This is a genomic window from Nocardia anocheti (assembly GCF_029675105.1).
GTDB lineage: Bacteria > Actinomycetota > Actinomycetes > Mycobacteriales > Mycobacteriaceae > Nocardia.
The window spans coordinates 316,589-332,623 of record NZ_JAQQFV010000009.1 but is presented as its reverse complement, the minus strand read 5'-3'; the positions used below and the strand labels follow the sequence as shown (position 1 = coordinate 332,623).

The window sequence follows — 16,035 nt, the reverse complement described above, 5'->3', positions numbered from 1 at the left end:
CGAGTATCGGGCGTGCGACCAGTCGGCGGAGGAATGCCATGGGCGAGTCCAGCGCACTGCATGTCCCTGTTCATCCGGTGCGATTCGTGACGTCGGCGGCGCTGTTCGACGGCCACGACGCCGCGATCAACATCATGCGCCGCATCCTGCAGAGCCAGGGCGCCGAGGTCATCCACCTGGGCCACAACCGCTCGGTCCGCGAGATCGTCGACGCGGTGCTCGAGGAGGACGTGCAGGGCGTCGCGGTGAGCTCGTATCAGGGCGGGCACCTCGAATTCTTCGAGTACCTGGCCCAGGCCCTGCGCGAGGCGGGCGCCGGTCACGTGCGGATCTTCGGCGGGGGCGGCGGCGTGATCGTCGCCGAGGAGATCGAGCGGCTGGCCCGCGCCGGGGTGCGCATCTTCTCCCCCGAGGACGGTCAGCGCCTCGGCCTGCCCGGCATGATCAACGAGCTCGTCCGCGCGTGCGATGTCGACCCGGCCGCCACCGGACCCGATCTGGACGCCCTCTACACCGGCGACCGCGCCGCCCTGGCCCGCACCCTCACCTGCCTGCAGCAGGGCGCGCTCACCGAGCCCGACCGCGCGGCGATCCTGGCAGCGGCGCAGCGGCGCCGCGTGCCCGTGCTCGGCATCACCGGCACCGGCGGCTCCGGAAAGTCCTCGCTCACCGACGAATTGGTGCGTCGGCTGCGCACCGACCAGCAGGACAAACTGCGCGTCGCGGTGCTCGCGGTGGACCCCACCCGCCGCCGCGCGGGTGGCGCGCTGCTCGGCGACCGCATCCGGATGAACGCCCTGGACGGCGCACACGTCTATTTCCGCTCGCTGGCCACCCGGGGCAATCACGAACTCCCCGACGACATCGACACCATGATCGCCGCGTGCAAGGCCGCCGGATACGACCTGGTCGTGCTGGAGACCCCGGGCATCGGCCAGGGCGACGCGGGCATCGTCGACCACGTCGACGTGGCGCTGTACGTGATGACCCCGGAGTTCGGCGCCGCCTCCCAACTCGAGAAGATCGACATGCTCGACTACGCCGATGTGGTCGCGGTCAACAAGTACGAGCGGCGCGGCGCGGCCGACGCGGTGCGCGACGTGGCCCGCCAATTGATCCGCAACCGCGCCGAATTCGGTGCGTCCCCCACCGACATGCCGGTCTTCGGTACCAGCGCCGCCACCTTCGACGACGACGGTGTCACCGCCCTCTACCAGCACCTGAGCGGCCTGCTCACCGAGCACGGCCTGCACCTCGAACCCGGCGCGCTGCCCCGCGTGGACACCAAGGTCTCCACCCGCTTCGCCCAGCTCGTTCCCCCGGCCCGCGTCCGCTACCTGGCCGAGATCGCCGAGACCGTCCGCGACTACCACGCCACGACCGCGACGGAAAGCGCGGCGGCTCAACGTGTTCAGCGGTTGCGCCTCGTGCACGACGAACTTCCCGACGACACCGCCGTCACCGAGCTGCTCGATCGGGCGCGCGCCGCCCTGGCGCCCGAATCCACCGCTCTGCTGGCGCAGTGGCCCGCCGTGGCCGAGAGCTATCGCGGTGACGAGCAGGTGGTCCGCGTGCGCGACCGCGAACTGCGCACGCCGCTGCGTCGCGAATCCCTGTCCGGCTCCAGCATTCCGCGCGTGGCCCTGCCGCACTACACCGACCACGGCGAACTCCTGCGCTTCCTGCGTGCCGAGCACCTGCCCGGCCGATTCCCTTTCACCGCAGGCGTTTTCCCGTTCAAGCGTGACAACGAGGACCCCGCGCGCATGTTCGCCGGTGAGGGCGACCCGGCGCGCACCAACCGCCGCTTCAAGGTCCTCAGCGCGCACGCCGAGGCCACCCGGCTCTCCACCGCCTTCGACTCGGTGACCCTCTACGGCCACGATCCCGACGAACGCCCCGACATCTACGGCAAGGTCGGCACCTCGGGTGTCTCGGTGGCCACCATCGAGGACATGCGCACTCTGTTCGACGGTTTCGACCTGTGCGCGCCCACCACCTCGGTGTCGATGACCATCAACGGCCCGGCCCCGACCATTCTCGCCTTCTTCCTCAACGCCGCGATCGACCAGGCGCTGGACCGCTTCACCGACACCGAGGGTCGCGCGCCCACCGCGCCGGAGGCCGCCGACATCCGGGCGCGCACCCTGTCGACCGTGCGCGGCACCGTGCAGGCCGACATCCTGAAGGAGGACCAGGGCCAGAACACCTGTCTGTTCTCCACCGAATTCAGCCTGCGCATGATGGCCGACGTCCAGGAATGGTTCGTGCGCAACGAGGTCCGCAATTTCTATTCGGTGTCCATTTCCGGCTATCACATCGCCGAGGCGGGCGCGAACCCGATCAGTCAACTCGCCTTCACCCTGGCGAACGGCTTCACCTATGTGGAGACCTATCTCGCGCGCGGCCTGGCGATCGACGATTTCGCCCCGAATCTGTCGTTCTTCTTCTCCAACGGCATGGACCCGGAATACACCGTGATCGGCCGGGTCGCGCGCCGGATCTGGGCGATCGCGCTGCGTGACCGCTACGGCGCGGGCGAACGAGCGCAGAAACTCAAGTATCACGTGCAGACCTCGGGCCGCTCGCTGCACGCCCAGGAAATGCAGTTCAACGACATCCGCACCACCCTGCAGGCACTCATCGCGGTCTACGACAACTGCAACAGCCTGCACACCAATGCCTTCGACGAGGCCGTCACCACCCCCACCGAGGATTCGGTGCGCCGCGCGCTGGCCATCCAGCTGATCATCGCCAAGGAATGGGGTCTGGCGATGAACGAGAATCCGCTCCAGGGCAGTTTCGTCATCGACGAACTCACCGATCTCGTCGAAGAGGCAGTGCTGCTGGAATTCGAGCGGATCAGCGAACGCGGCGGGGTGCTCGGCGCGATGGAGACCGGCTATCAGCGCGGCCGTATCCAGGACGAATCCCTGCGCTACGAACAGCGCAAACACGACGGCACGCTGCCGATCGTCGGGGTGAACACCTTCCGCGGCCGCGACGACGACGCCGCGCACGGCCCGCTGGAACTGGCGCGCGGCACCGAGGCCGAGCGGCAGTCCCAGCTGACCCGCCTGCGCGAATTCCGCGACGAACACAGCGAGGCGTCCCATCGCGCGCTGGCCCGGCTCACCGAGGTGGCCCATACCGACGGCAACATCTTCGAGGTACTCATGGACACCGCCCGGGTGTGCACCTTGCAGCAGGTCACCGACGCGTTCTTCGCGGTGGGCGGGCAGTACCGGCGCACCGTCTAGCCGCCGATGATCTCCGGCGGCAGGAAGGCGGCGCCGAGCTGCACGGCGATGGCGGTGGTGTGCTCGACCAGACGGTCGGCGTCGACGTCCAGCGCGCCGCTGCGCCAGGCGGTGAGCAGCTCGATGAAGCCGCCGATGCCCGCCAGGGTGCTCATCCGGAACGCCGTCTCGTCGACGCCGTCGCGCAGGTAGGGCCAGGCGACGGCGGTCAGCAGGTCGGTGGAGTCGGTGAGCATGCTCTGGCGGCGGCGTTCGAGTACGGCGCTGCCCGCGTGCTCGGCCAGCAGGATGCGGGCCCGGCCGCGCTGATCGGTCTGCAGGGCCACCGCCTTGGTGATGGCCGCGTGCAGGATCTCCAGCGGGGTGCGCTCAGTGTTCTCCGCGACCACCACCGCGAGCTCGGCGAACACCTCCGCGCAGACCTCGTCCCAGGCCACCCCGAGCAGTTCGTCGCGGTCGGCGAAGCTCTCGTAGAAGTACCGGTCGTTGAGCCCGACACGCTGGCACACCCCGCGCATGGTGACTGCGGCCCACCCGCTGTCGAGCCAGACGTCCAGCGCCGCGGACACCAGCGCTTCGCGCCGCTGGGCCCTGCGCTCGTCGGCGGTTCGCCCACCCCACGTCCGGGCCGGTGCACGTACATCCATGGTTGACAAAGTACTCCGTCACGCGCCTAATTGGTGTCAGGTGCGGCCAATGGTGGCAGACGCCACCAGTTGAGAACCGGCACCGGGCGAACCGGGAGTTGCCATGCGACTGTTTCCCTTCGGCGGTCCCCGCCGGACCACCCGCGCCGATGCCGTGGTCACCGGCGCGGGCAGCGGCATCGGGCGCGCCTTCGCGGTGGAACTGGGCAGGCGTGGCGGGCGGGTGCTCTGTTCCGACATCGATTCCGAACGCGCCGCCGACACCGCCGACCTGGTCGAGGCCGCAGGCGGCAAGGCGATCGGCGCTGGCTGCGATGTCACCGCGATCGCCGAGGTCAGCGGGCTGGCCGAGACCGCGCGGGACTGGTTCGGGGACGCACCGACGATCGTCATCAACAACGCCGGGATCGGAGCGGGCGGCCCGCCGGTCGGCGAGTTCGGCCTCGACGACTGGCAGCGCACGCTCGGAGTGAACCTGTGGGGTGTCATCCACGGCTGTCACGTCTTCGCGCCGATCCTGCGCGCGGCGGGCCGGGGCGCGCTGGTCAACGTGGCCTCGGCCGCGGCCTTCGGCGCCGCGCCACGCATGGCCGCCTACAACGTCAGCAAGGCGGGCGTGCTCGCCCTCTCGGAGACCATGGCGGCCGAACTCGCCGGAACCGGCGTCGGCGTCACGGTGCTGTGCCCCACGGGCGTGAAAACCGGCATCATGCAGGCGGATTCGCCGATGGACGAGACGGCCGAACGGCTCGGCGGTCTGCTGCTGCGCTGGACCGGCCGTTCCCCCGACACCATCGCCCGCGCCACCCTCGACGCCGTCGACCGCGGCGATCTCTACGTCGTTCCCCAGCTCGAGGCCAAGCTGCTCTGGCAGGCCAAACGCTGGATGCCCACCACCTACACCCGTACCGCGGGCCTGCTGGAGCGGGTCGTGCGCTGATCCACCATCGAAGAGGAGGTCGAACAATGACGTTCGCGTATCCCGACATGCTCGCCACCGTGCGAGCCCGGCAGTGGGCCCTGGCCGACATCGACTGGGACGCACCCGGTGCCGAGACCATCACCGACGAGCAACGTCCCCGGCTGGCCGCGTTCATGGCCGATCTGGTGTGGATCGAGCACGTGGGCGCGCGCGGTTTCGCGGCGCTGGTGCGGCAGGCGCCGCCGGGCGCGCTGCGCGAGATCTACCGGCACTTCCACGCCGAGGAACAGAAGCACGCCAATGCCGAGCTGGCGCTCATGCGCCGCTGGGGCATGCTCGACGGCGACGCGATGCCGGTGCCCAACAAGAACATCCGCCTGGTGATCAGCTGGCTGGACCGCTACGCCGAGGGCCTGAGCCTGCCGGTGCTCGGCACCGTCATCCCCTCGCTGGAGACCGCCCTGGACGGCGCGCTGGTGAAATTCCTGCTCGACGAGGTCCAGGACCCGGTGTGCCACCAGGTGTTCCGGCACATCAACAATGACGAATCCCGCCATCTGGCCGTCGGTTTCCAGGTGCTCGAACAGCTCGGCGCCGGACCGCTGCGCAAGATCGCCATCGAGACAGCGGGTTTCGCGGTGCGTCCGTCGTTCATGCTCGGCGCCCTGCTCTACGCGCCGCTGCTCTCGCGCATGTCGACCAATATCATCGCCCTCGGCCTCGACGAGGAGAAGCTGTGGCAGGCGGTGCGCCGCTACGAGAACGTGGGCGAGCGCAGCCCCGATATCCGCAGGCTGCCGCTGTATCACGTGGTGAAGATGCACGGGAAGGCCACGATTCACCGGCGCCAGCCGTTCCAGTTGCTCGCCGATGTGTCCAATGCCTGCATCGACCGGTTCCCCGTCCGGATTCTCGGGCACCGGCCGTCCTGGTCGAGGGAACTCACCTACGAACCGGTGGCGAAATGATCCCGCCGCACGCCGACACGTTCACCGGACGACAACGGCACCACACGGCGTTCCGGCCGCGCCACGAGTTCACCGGCCAGCGGGTCGCCGTCATCGGCTCCGGCGCGGCGGCCGCCCGGCTGCTGCCCGGCATCGCCGCCGAGGCCGCCCGGGTGACGGTGTTCCAGACCGACGCGGTCTGGATCCTGCCCCGCACCCCCGCACCGGCCCTGCTGCGCCGCCTGCCGCAACCACTTCTGCGCACGGCCGCCCGCGTGAATCTCCGTGTCCAGGTGCGTGATTCGTGGCTGCGCCATCGACTGACCCCCGACGACGACGCGGGCCTGGCCCTGCACAACAGCTACTACCGCACCCTGCGACAGCCGCACTGCACGCTGGTCACCTGGCCGATCGCCCGGCTGGCGCCGCGCGGCGTGCGCACCGTCGACGGGATCGAACACCGCGTGGACACCATCGTCTACGCCGACGACAACGGCCACGTCGTGCGCAGACTGGCCGCGCCCGGCCGCCTGCACGCCTCGGCCGACCGGGTGAAGGAGACGGCATGACCACCGGCATCGATCACGAGATCATCATCGTCGGCGCCGGGTTCTCCGGTATCGGCGCGGCCATCGAGCTGCGCAAGGCGGGGTTCGAGGATTTCCTGATCGTCGACGAGGCCGACGGCGTCGGCGGGACCTGGCACTGGAACACCTATCCCGGTGTCGCCGTGGACATCCCGTCGTTCAGCTACCAGTTCTCCTTCGAACAGCGCACCGACTGGTCACGCGTCTACGCGCCGGGCCGCGAGCTCGCGGCCTACGCCGAATCGTGCGTGGACAAGTACGGGCTGCGTCCACGCATCCGGTTCGGCACCACCGTGCTGTCGGCCGATTTCGACAAGACGGGCGAGCGCTGGGTGTTGCGCACCGGCGACGGCACGGAGCTGTCGGCACGGTTCGTGATCAGCGCGACCGGGGTGCTCACCCGACCCAAACTGCCCGAGATCGCGGGCATCGAGCAGTTCGCGGGCGTCACCATGCACACCTCGCGCTGGGATCACACCCAGGACCTGCGCGGCAAGAGGGTGGCGATCATCGGAACGGGCGCGTCGGCGGTGCAGGTCATCCCGGAGATCGCGCCGCGGGTGCAGCGGCTGACCGTCTTCCAGCGCACCCCCATCTGGTGCCTGCCCCGCCCCGACCTGCCCCTGCCCACGGCGGCCCGCCTGGCGCTGAAGGTGCCCGGTGGCCGCTTGCTGACCCGCCTGCTCAGCCAGGCCTATGTCGAGTTCACCTTCCCGCTGGCCGCGCACTACTACACCTCGCTGCCGACCGCGGCGATCGGCGAGCGCGCGGGCTTGGCGCACCTGAAACGGCAGGTCGAGGACCCGGCCGTCCGCGCCGCCCTCACCCCGGAGTACGCGCTGGGCTGCAAACGGCCGAGTTTCTCCAACGACTACCTGGCCACCTTCAACCGCTCGAATGTCGCCCTCGAGACCGACGCGATCGCCGAGGTCACCGCCACCGGTGTGCGCACGGCCGCGGGCGTGGAACACCCGGCGGAGGTCCTCATCCTGGCCACCGGCTTCAAGGTGATGGAGTCGGGCAATATGCCGACCTACGATCTGCGCGGCGTCGGCGGGCGTGACCTGGAGAAATGGTGGGACGAGAACCGCCTGCAAGCCTACGAGGGCGTGAGCGTGCCCGGTTTCCCCAACTATTTCTCCATCATCGGCCCCTACGGCTACAACGGCGCCTCGTACTTCACCCTGATCGAGAACCAGACCCGCCACATCCTGCGGGTCCTCCGGCACGCCCGCGAACGCGGCGCCGCCCGGGTGGAGGTCACCGAGCAGGCCAACGACCGCTTCTTCCGCGAAATGCTGGCCCGCCGCGGCGGCCAGGTGTTCTGGCAGGACAGCTGCACCCTGGCCAACAGCTACTACTTCGACGCCCACGGCGACGTCCCCCTCCGCCCCTCCTCCACCGTGGAGTCCACCTGGCGCAGCACCCACTTCCCCCTCGACGACTACCGCTTCACCGGCCGATCTGCCGAGGTCACCGGCCCCAGGTAGTTCGGGTGGACTTTCCGCGATGCGCAGGCGCGCCCTCAGGCGATACCGAGATCGTCGAGGGTGTCGGCCGACAACAGCCGACCGGTCCACGCGTCGAGCTGATCCTGACTCGCCGTGCGCATCGCGTCCACGACCCGAGCTGGGATCGGCCCGAACTTCTGGGCATCAATTGCATGAGCACCTCAACACGCCCCTCGGCGCGGCCCTGGGCGCGAAGCTGACTCGCAGTGGACATATAGGTCTCCTTCGCCTCGGGGCCGATGTCATCGACCAGGGTCTGCACGTCATCCGCGACAGTCTCGCCCTCACTGAGAATGCCGGGGACGAGTTTGAGCACGACCTGGAGAACGCGGGCCCCGGGGGCGCGGGCCGCGAGAGTCGGCGCGACGGCTTCCACGAGCGGCCGGGCGAGCGCGGCGGCGTTGTCGGGCTTACCCAGCATGTGCTTGACCAGACCGTCGTGAGGGTGGTGCAGCGAATCCGCCATAGCGACAAGCTATCTCAATGGTTCGACCGATCTGTCATCGGCGGAGATCGGCGCGGCCGGTTCCGTCCGCTGGCGCGCCCTGGCCGGAATCTGCTGGTGGGATCAGCGCTGTCGCGTTCCGGGCTCCCGGCTGATCGTGCTGGTCGCCGCTGTGGTTTGAATCCCCGGCGCGTCGGGTGAACGGGGACGGACCGGGTCGGGGCGTGTGACAATCGCCAGGAGGATTCGGCGGCGATGGGACGCACAGTATGGATTTGGCCGGGCTCGACATCATCGATGCGCACATCCACCAGTGGGATCCGCACGCGACTCCGCGCGAGTTCAGCGGGTTGGCCAAGCTCATGCGCAGGCTTCCGGTGCCGGTCGAGCTGGCGGCCAGGCTGGCGCCGCGGGCCGATCGTGAGTTCGTCGGTGATCCGCGCGCTTATCTCGCGCCGTATCTGCCCGCGAACTATCGGGCCGACCTGGGCACGACGGCGGTGGAGTCGATCGTGCACATCGAGGTCGAGTGGGCGGGCTGGAAGCCGGACGAGACGCGCTGGGTGGCGAGTCTGCCGTTCGGTGTCGACACCCCGGCGCTGGCGGCGGTGATCGGTGCGGCCGATCCCGCCGCCGTGGAGGTCGGCGCGGTCCTCGACGCGCACCAGACGGCCTCACCGCTGTTCCGCGGCATCCGCGCCATGGTCGCCCACCACCCCGATCCCGCCGTCAAGTCCTTCGCCGCCGACGGCGTCCTCACCGCCCGCGCCTTCCTGCACGGCTTCGCCCAGCTGGCCCAGCGCGGACTCTCGTTCGAGGCGTGGGTCTACTCGGGACAGTTGCCTGAGGTCACCGCGCTGGCCGCGCGCTTCCCCGAGGTGCCGATCGTGCTCGACCACCTGGGAACCCCGGCGGGCGCGTTCGGCCCGGTCGGCAAGCACACCGGCCACACCCCCGCGCGGCGCCGCGCCCTGCTGGACCGCTGGCGTGACGACCTCGCCGAACTGGCCACGCGACCGAATGTGGTGGCGAAGGTGAGCGGTCTGATGATGCCGGTCCTCGGCCATCCCCTACCCCCACGCGGCACGCCGACCCCGGTGCCCGACCTGGTCGACCGCACCGGACCGCTGCTGGCGCACGCGCTGACGGTCTTCGGCGCCGACCGGCTGATCTGGGGCTCCAACTTCCCGGTCGACAAGCCGTTCACGACCATCACCGGCGCGGTCGACACGGTGGCGACCGGACTCACCGCCGCCGGTGCCACGGCCGATGACCTGCGAAAAGTCTTCCGCGACAACGCCCTGCGCGTCTACCGGATCGACACGAGCGCCTGAGTCCGCGAGCTGTCGGTGCCCGGGTCTAGCATCGCGCCCATGAAGGCAACCGGCACATTCGAGATCACCGCGTTCGACCCCACCGATCTGCAAGCCCAGCCGACCGTCACGACCGGGCTGCCGGTGGGGGTGTCCACCATGACCAAGGCGTACGCGGGCGAGATCGAGGGGCAGTCCGCCACGCTGTTCACCGCCGCGTTCGACATCACCAGCGGCGCGGGCACCTATGTCGCGATGGAGTCGTTCGAGGGCGCGCTGCACGGCAAGGCGGGCGCGTTCAACTTCGTGCACTCGGCCACCACCGGCGGCACCGATCGCACCGACGAGTTCTTCCACATCGTCCCCGCCAGCGGCACCGGCGAACTCACCGGCATCACCGGCACGGGCGCGCTGTATGTCGATGAGCGCGGCGGCCACCACATCTGGTTCGAGTACGAGCTGGCCTAGCTGTCGAATTCCTGGTAGAGCGAACGCAATTCGCGTAAGCCGGTGGCCGCGAGCTGTTCGTCCTCGGCGGTCATCCGCAGGGCACGGCGCAGCGGCACCGGGTCGAGATCCTCGATCACGGCGTGGAATTCGACGCGGGGCAGCTCCGGCAGGGTGAGCGCGTCGCCGTAGGGGTCGCCGGAATCGGCGGTGCGCGCGGCCTTGGCCACACCGCCGATGAGGGTGTCGAGGTTCAGGCCGCGCAGGGTGAGGATCTCGCCGGGCTGCTCGTCGAGGCGTTCGGCGAGCAGATAGCAGACCGCGGCCACGTGCTTGCACGGCCAGCCCATGTCCGGGCAGCTACAGGAGAAGTCCAGCTCGGAGGCGGTGCTGGGCAGCAGGTGCGGGCCGAGCGCGGGTGGCAGCGCGCCGGAGGCGATCTCGGCGAGCATGCCGGGCGCCTCGCGGATGTCGGCCAGCAGCAGCTCGATTTCCTCGTCGCGCAGCGGCCGGATGCTCAGCACCGAGGTGAACGGGCTGGGCTGGCTGCCCTGCACCTCGGCGGTGACCGCGCCGCGCTCGATGCGGTAGTTCACCACCTGCCCCACCCGGGCGTAGGTGCGCCCGCGCGAGAGTCGGCCCGCGTCGGCCACCTGCTCTACCGCGTCCAGCAGGGCCTTGCCCCACCAGGTCCGGCCGAAGCCGCCGCGCGAGCGCGCACCGCCGGTCACCGGTCTGCGCGGCCCGAACTGACTGAAATCGGCCATCACTCCCCCACCGCCTCGGCACCCAGGATGAACAGATCGCGCAGTTCCTCGGTGCTCAGTTCGGTGATCCAGTTCTCCCCGGCGCCGACGGCCAATTCCGCCAATTGCCGCTTGCCGCTGATCATCTCGTCGATCCGCTCCTCGATGGTGTCGACGCACACCAGCTTGCGGACCTGCACCGCGCGCCGCTGCCCGATTCGGTAGGCGCGGTCGGTGGCCTGGTTCTCCACCGCCGGATTCCACCAGCGATCCAGGTGGACGACATGATTGGCGGCGGTGAGATTGAGTCCGGTGCCGCCCGCCTTGAGCGAGAGCAGCATCAGCGGTGGGCCGTCGACGCGCTGGAAGGCGGTGACCATGTCGTCGCGGCGCTGCTTGCTCACGCCGCCGTGCAGGAACGGGATCGGGCTGCCGAAGCGTTCGGTGAGATAGGGCAGCACCAGGTCGCCGAACTCGCGGAACTGGGTGAACAGCAGGGCCTTCTCGCCGTCGGCGAGGACGGACTCCAGGATGTCCTCGACCAGGGCGAGCTTGCCGGAGCGGTGACCGCCGCGGCGCAGGATCGGCGAGCCGTCGCCCAGGTAGTGGGCCGGGTGGTTGCAGACCTGTTTGAGCCTGGTCAACGCGCCGAGCACCGCGCCCTTGCGGGCCATGCCCTTGGCGTCTTTCAACTTCTCGAGCATGTCGTCCACCACCGCCTGGTACAGCGCGGCCTGTTCGACGGTGAGGTTGGCCCGCACCGTCATCTCCAGCTTCTCGGGCAGGTCGCTGATCACCGCCGGGTCGGTCTTGAGCCTGCGCAGCACGAACGGGTCGGTGATCAGGCGCAGACGGTCGATGGCGTGCTGGTCGCGTTCGCGTTCGATCGGCACCGCGAAGCGCGCCCGGAACGATTGCGGGCTGCCCAGCAGTTTCGGCATGGCGAAGTCGAACAGGGCACGCAGTTCCTCCAAGCGGTTCTCGACCGGAGTTCCGGTGAGCGCCAGACGATGTCGTGCCGGAACGGCCCTGGCGGCGCGGGCCTGCCGGGTGACGGCGTTCTTGATGTGCTGGGCCTCGTCGAGCACGATGCGTTCCCACCGCTGCTCGGCCAGCAGGGTGACATCGCGGGCCAGCAGCGCGTAGGTGGTGACCACGAGATCCGAATCCCGCACCGCCGCCGCGAATTCCGCGCCCTTGCGCCGGGCCGCGCCGTGATGGACCAGGACGCGCAGGTCCGGTGCGAAACGTTCCGCCTCACGCTGCCAGTTGCCGACCACCGACATCGGGCACACCAGCAGGGTCGGGCCGACCCGCCGCCCGTTCCGGCCTGACGCGACAGCAGCGGATGGTGTACCCGGCGCGGACTCGGCCTCGGTGTGGACCGTTTCGCGTTCGTGGACCAGCAGCGCCAAGACCTGCACGGTCTTGCCCAGGCCCATGTCGTCGGCCAGGACCGCACCGCAGTTCAGCCGGTTCATCGTCGCCAGCCAGCTCAGGCCGCGTTCCTGATACGGGCGCAGCTGCGCCTTCAGACCGACCGGCACCGGGACCGGCTCGGGTTCGCCCTCGCGCGCGAACAGTTCGGCGGCCCAGCCCACGGCGGTGACCTCGGTGACCGGCACATTGTCGACGCGTTCGGCCGCCAGCTGACCGATCATGTCGGCCAGCGTGATCGGCGAGTCGTCGGCGTGCAGCGCCACATAGCGCGCGGCCGCGGCCAGTGCCCGGTGATCGGCCTGCACCCACTCGCCGCGCAACTGCACCAGATCGGACTTGCCGCGCACCAGCCGTTCCATCTCGGCCGGGGTGAGGACCAGATCGCCCAGCGCCAATTCCCACCGGTAGGACAGCAATCCGCTCAATCCGACGGTGGATTCGGCGGCGGCCGGGCTGCTCACGCGCAGACGCATACTCGGTTCGGCGATGTTCCAGGCGCGCGGCAGCAGCAGGCGGATCCCGGCCTCCTGGAGGGCACCGGCACCGTGGGCGACCAGGTCGGCGACGACCTCGGTGGGCAGCAGCAGGTCGAGGCCGCGCGGGTCGGTGGGCAGGTCGCGCAGGCGGGGATACGCCTTGCGGGCCTGGGCCAGTTTCTCCGCGGCGGTACGGACCAGGACCGGGTCGTCGTCGAGGGCGACCGGCTTGGGCGCGTCGTCCACAGGGCGCAGGCAAACCTGCAACCGCCACAGCGCGACGGCTTCGTCGTCGGTGCCGAACTCACCGTCGGGTTCGCACAGTCGCAGCACGAGTTCGGGTTCGTCGGCAGCGTAGCCCTCGCGCCACTGGGTCAGGGTCTCGGCTAGGCGGTAGGAGCCCGCGTCCAGGGGGCTGTCCTCGATGAGGGCGGTGAGCAGCGGGTGGGTGAGGTTGCGGTGGGTGACGTACTCGCGGGCGATCGGGTCGGTGAGCTCGGTGATCAGGTCGTCCAGAACGGCCGCTGGCGCACCGGCCACCCGCAGTGCCGGGGGCATGGCGGCGGCCAGCTCGGCCAGCCAGGCGCGCTGGCGCTGCCCGCCGACCAGCCGCCAGCGCACCCACCACTGTCCGTCGGCGCGCTCGACCTGCGGCACCACCCGCCCGGCCCGGACCCAACGCTCGATCCCCCGGGCGACATGGGCGAGAAAGCGCAGGTCACCGGCGATGTTCTCGCGCGGCAGTCGGCTGCGCAGCACGACGGCCGCCGTGGGCGGCGCGAGCGCGTGCGCGCGCACCTCGGCGGTGTCGGACTGCCCCGCGGCGTCGACGACGAGCACCTGCGCGCGATGCCGGAACCGGGCCCGATCCAGGATGTCGCCCAGCACCGACCCCACCGCGACCGGTTCCCCGTCGTGCCACAGCAGCAGCCCCGAGCCGGGTGACCACAGAGCGTGCAGCATGGGGTCCATCCAAGCAGGCGGCACCGACACCTTCGGCGCGGGCCGGACCGCTGGATTTCTCACCGCGTCCGGAACATACTGGGATATCCCCTGGTCACGGGCCGGTCCACCGATCGGTGCCGAACCACCCCCAAGTACTGTGCGGAGGGCAGCGATGACGATTCTGCTCCAGGTACTCGAGCAGAGCTATACCCCGGCAACCCCGTGGGAGCGGCGCAAATTCACCTTCGTCGACGCCGGGAAGATCGTCGGCATGCGGCTGGACGGACAGTCCGGCGTCTGGCTCGATCTGTCCCGTCCCGGCGAGTCCCAGCGGTTGGCGCACACCGCCGACCCGGGTGAGTCCATCACCTTCCTGCTCACCGTCTTCGCCAAGATCGCCGAGTGCGAGGACCGTGGCGGCTCCTGGCTGATCGGCCACGACGGCACGCGCGTCGCCTCGATAGCGGCCACCCGTTTCCCGCCGCGTGCCAGCGAGGTCGCCGCCGACGACATCCTGGCCCGCGCCTGGCTGTAGCCGAACCTGTCGGTACCACCCGCTACAACCTGCGAGTATGGCGAAACTGACGTGGTTGCTCGTGACGGTGCTCGCGACCGCGGGTTGCGCCGTGCTCACGGCCGATCCGGTGCGTCCGGCGCCGGGCAATCCCACCCGCGCGGAACTCACCGCGCTACTCGACCAGGTGCGCGTCATCCCCAGTCGTCCACACCCCGGCGGCTACGAACGCGGCTGCAAGACCGGCCAGGGCTGCGTCTTCGGTCCCGCCTGGTCCGACGACACCGACGCGCCGGGCGGGCACGACGGCTGCGACACCCGCAACAATGTGCTGGCCGCGCAGCTGCGCGAGGTGGTGCTGCGCGGGCGGTGTGTGGTGATCGAGGGAACGCTGAACGATCCGTACACCGGGACCGAGGTCGTCTTCCGCAAGTCCGAGGGCGGCCGGATCCAGATCGACCACGTCTATCCGCTGGCCGCCGCATGGGACATGGGCGCCGCCGCATGGCCCGCCGACCTGCGTCAGCGGTTCGCCAACGACCTCACCGTCAACCTGCTGGCCACCGACGCCGCGGCCAACCAGGCCAAAGGTGACAGCACGCCGAGCACCTGGCTACCCCCTGCCGCCGCCAACCACTGCTTCTACGCCGCCAAGTATCTGACCGTCGCGGTGACCTACGCCTTGCCCGTCACCACGGCCGACCACACCGCCCTGACCACCATCGCCCATACCTGCCCCAGTGGATGAGGACGTGACCGCCACCGCCGTGGTCTCGCCGATCGCGCGTGGCGGGCCGCCCGGCACCACCGTGGTCGGGTTCGGAGCTACTCGCCGGTGGCGACCGGGCGTTTGGGGTTGTTGGACCACTGGGACCATGAGCCCGGGTAGAGGGCGGCCGGGATGTCGGCGAGGGCGAGGGCGGCGATCTGGTGGGCGGCGGTGACGCCGGAGCCGCAGTAGACGGCGACGGGGCCGGAGCCGAGGTCCGTGAAGCGGGCGCGGAGTTCGTCGGGAGTGCGGAAATGGCCGGTGGCGTCGAGGTTTTCGGCGGTGGGGGCGCTCACGGCGCCGGGGATGTGCCCGGCGCGCGGGTCGACCGGTTCCACGTCGCCGCGGAAGCGTTCGGCGGCTCTGGCGTCGAGGAGCAGGCCGGGCCAGGTCGCGGCGGCGTCGGCGTCGATGACGGGCAGGCCGCCGGGGCGCACGATCAGGTCGCCGGGTTCCGGGTCGGGTTCGGCGCCGGTGGCGAGTTCGCCGCCCGCGGCGGTCCAGGCGGGTAGGCCGCCGTCGAGGATGCGCACGTCGGACACTCCGGCCCAGCGCAGCAGCCACCAGGCGCGGGCCGCGGCCATGCCGCCGGTCGCGTCGTAGACGACCACCGCGTCGCCCTCCCCGAGTCCCCAACTGCGGGCGCACTTCTCGAAGGTGCCGGGGTCGGGCAGCGGATGGCGGCCGCGCGCCGGAGCGGGGGCGGCGGCCAGTTCGGTCTCCAGGTCGACGAACACCGCGCCCGGGATGTGACCGTCCAGATAGTGCTGCGGACCATCCGGGTCCCCTAGCGCCCAGCGCACATCGAGCAGATGAATCCTCTTGTCCGCCAGCTCTTCCCGCAGCTGTGCCGCCGAAACCACCACCGCGCCCACGCCCACTCCTCCTAGCCGGATCTAGCCCCCGTAGCGCCAGCCTACGCACCCCGCCCCACTCACCGGAACCGAATCCGCACCCACCGCCACGAGCATCAGTCATCAGGCACCGACACCAAGCACCGGGCACGAGGCACCAGACGTCGGGCACCAGGTACCAGGCACCGGACACCAGGCACCAGGCACCGGGC

The 16,035-nt window shown here is 70.2% G+C and carries 14 protein-coding genes; 9 read left to right on the top strand and 5 right to left on the bottom strand.

Translation table 11 applies throughout. The features are described 5' to 3' along the window. The first annotated feature begins 38 nt into the window (after window positions 1–38). Window positions 39–3,260, top strand: coding sequence for a fused isobutyryl-CoA mutase/GTPase IcmF (gene icmF / locus QC180_RS24470; RefSeq protein WP_347567347.1), 3,222 nt, complete (start codon window positions 39–41; stop codon window positions 3,258–3,260). On the opposite strand, the gene QC180_RS24465 is transcribed toward icmF, so the two are convergent. Beyond that, a complete protein-coding gene (locus tag QC180_RS24465) occupies window positions 3,257–3,907 on the bottom strand; it encodes a TetR/AcrR family transcriptional regulator (RefSeq protein WP_278265148.1) in 651 nt (216 codons plus the stop codon). The genes icmF and QC180_RS24465 overlap by 4 nt on opposite strands. A 103-nt stretch (window positions 3,908–4,010) precedes the next feature. On the opposite strand from QC180_RS24465, the gene QC180_RS24460 reads away from it, so the two are divergent. From QC180_RS24460 to QC180_RS24445, 4 genes are read left to right on the top strand one after another with little or no spacing between them, the layout of a single operon-like run. Next, on the top strand, window positions 4,011–4,847 hold the full coding sequence (locus tag QC180_RS24460) for an SDR family NAD(P)-dependent oxidoreductase (RefSeq protein ID WP_278265147.1): 837 nt from the start codon (window positions 4,011–4,013) through the stop codon (window positions 4,845–4,847). Window positions 4,848–4,873: 26 nt separating this feature from the next. Further along, on the top strand, window positions 4,874–5,797 hold the full coding sequence (locus tag QC180_RS24455) for a ferritin family protein (RefSeq protein ID WP_278265146.1): 924 nt from the start codon (window positions 4,874–4,876) through the stop codon (window positions 5,795–5,797). Beyond that, window positions 5,794–6,345, top strand: a complete 552-nt coding sequence (locus QC180_RS24450) for an NAD(P)/FAD-dependent oxidoreductase (protein ID WP_278265145.1) — start codon at window positions 5,794–5,796, stop codon at window positions 6,343–6,345. Before QC180_RS24455 ends, QC180_RS24450 begins: the two co-directional genes overlap by 4 nt. After that, on the top strand, window positions 6,342–7,853 hold the full coding sequence (locus tag QC180_RS24445) for a flavin-containing monooxygenase (RefSeq protein ID WP_278265144.1): 1,512 nt from the start codon (window positions 6,342–6,344) through the stop codon (window positions 7,851–7,853). The genes QC180_RS24450 and QC180_RS24445 overlap by 4 nt, the downstream gene beginning before the upstream one ends. On the opposite strand, the gene QC180_RS24440 is transcribed toward QC180_RS24445, so the two are convergent. Next, window positions 7,837–8,340 carry a hypothetical protein gene (locus QC180_RS24440; protein WP_278265143.1) on the bottom strand — a complete coding sequence of 168 codons (504 nt, stop codon included), beginning with the start codon at window positions 8,338–8,340 and terminating at the stop codon, window positions 7,837–7,839. The two genes, QC180_RS24445 and QC180_RS24440, sit on opposite strands and share 17 nt — an antisense overlap. A 248-nt stretch (window positions 8,341–8,588) precedes the next feature. Here QC180_RS24440 and QC180_RS24435 point away from each other — a divergent pair, with 248 nt between their 5' ends. Together QC180_RS24435 and QC180_RS24430 are read left to right on the top strand one after the other, a co-directional pair. Further along, the gene (locus QC180_RS24435) at window positions 8,589–9,653 is read left to right on the top strand and encodes an amidohydrolase family protein (protein ID WP_278265142.1); all 1,065 of its coding nucleotides are present in this window, start codon (window positions 8,589–8,591) and stop codon (window positions 9,651–9,653) included. A gap of 39 nt (window positions 9,654–9,692) precedes the next feature. Then, entirely contained in the window at window positions 9,693–10,100 is a 408-nt protein-coding gene (locus tag QC180_RS24430) for a DUF3224 domain-containing protein (RefSeq protein WP_278265141.1), read from the top strand. Here QC180_RS24430 and QC180_RS24425 read toward each other — a convergent pair. Together QC180_RS24425 and QC180_RS24420 are read right to left on the bottom strand one after the other, a co-directional pair. Continuing rightward, complete coding sequence (locus tag QC180_RS24425; protein WP_278265140.1) at window positions 10,097–10,846, bottom strand: SWIM zinc finger family protein; 750 nt, start codon at window positions 10,844–10,846, stop codon at window positions 10,097–10,099. The genes QC180_RS24430 and QC180_RS24425 overlap by 4 nt on opposite strands. Continuing rightward, window positions 10,846–13,704, bottom strand: a complete 2,859-nt coding sequence (locus QC180_RS24420) for a DEAD/DEAH box helicase (protein ID WP_278265139.1) — start codon at window positions 13,702–13,704, stop codon at window positions 10,846–10,848. Before QC180_RS24420 ends, QC180_RS24425 begins: the two co-directional genes overlap by 1 nt. 154 nt (window positions 13,705–13,858) lie before the next feature. Between QC180_RS24420 and QC180_RS24415 the strand changes: the two genes are divergently transcribed. Both QC180_RS24415 and QC180_RS24410 read left to right on the top strand, forming a co-directional pair. Then, window positions 13,859–14,221, top strand: a complete 363-nt coding sequence (locus QC180_RS24415; protein ID WP_278265138.1) for a hypothetical protein — start codon at window positions 13,859–13,861, stop codon at window positions 14,219–14,221. A gap of 37 nt (window positions 14,222–14,258) precedes the next feature. Then, window positions 14,259–14,948: an HNH endonuclease family protein gene (locus QC180_RS24410; protein WP_278265137.1), complete on the top strand. Its 690-nt coding sequence runs from the start codon at window positions 14,259–14,261 to the stop codon at window positions 14,946–14,948. A gap of 77 nt (window positions 14,949–15,025) precedes the next feature. Here QC180_RS24410 and QC180_RS24405 read toward each other — a convergent pair whose 3' ends face one another. After that, complete coding sequence (locus tag QC180_RS24405; protein ID WP_278265190.1) at window positions 15,026–15,832, bottom strand: sulfurtransferase; 807 nt, start codon at window positions 15,830–15,832, stop codon at window positions 15,026–15,028. Window positions 15,833–16,035: the final 203 nt, after the last annotated feature.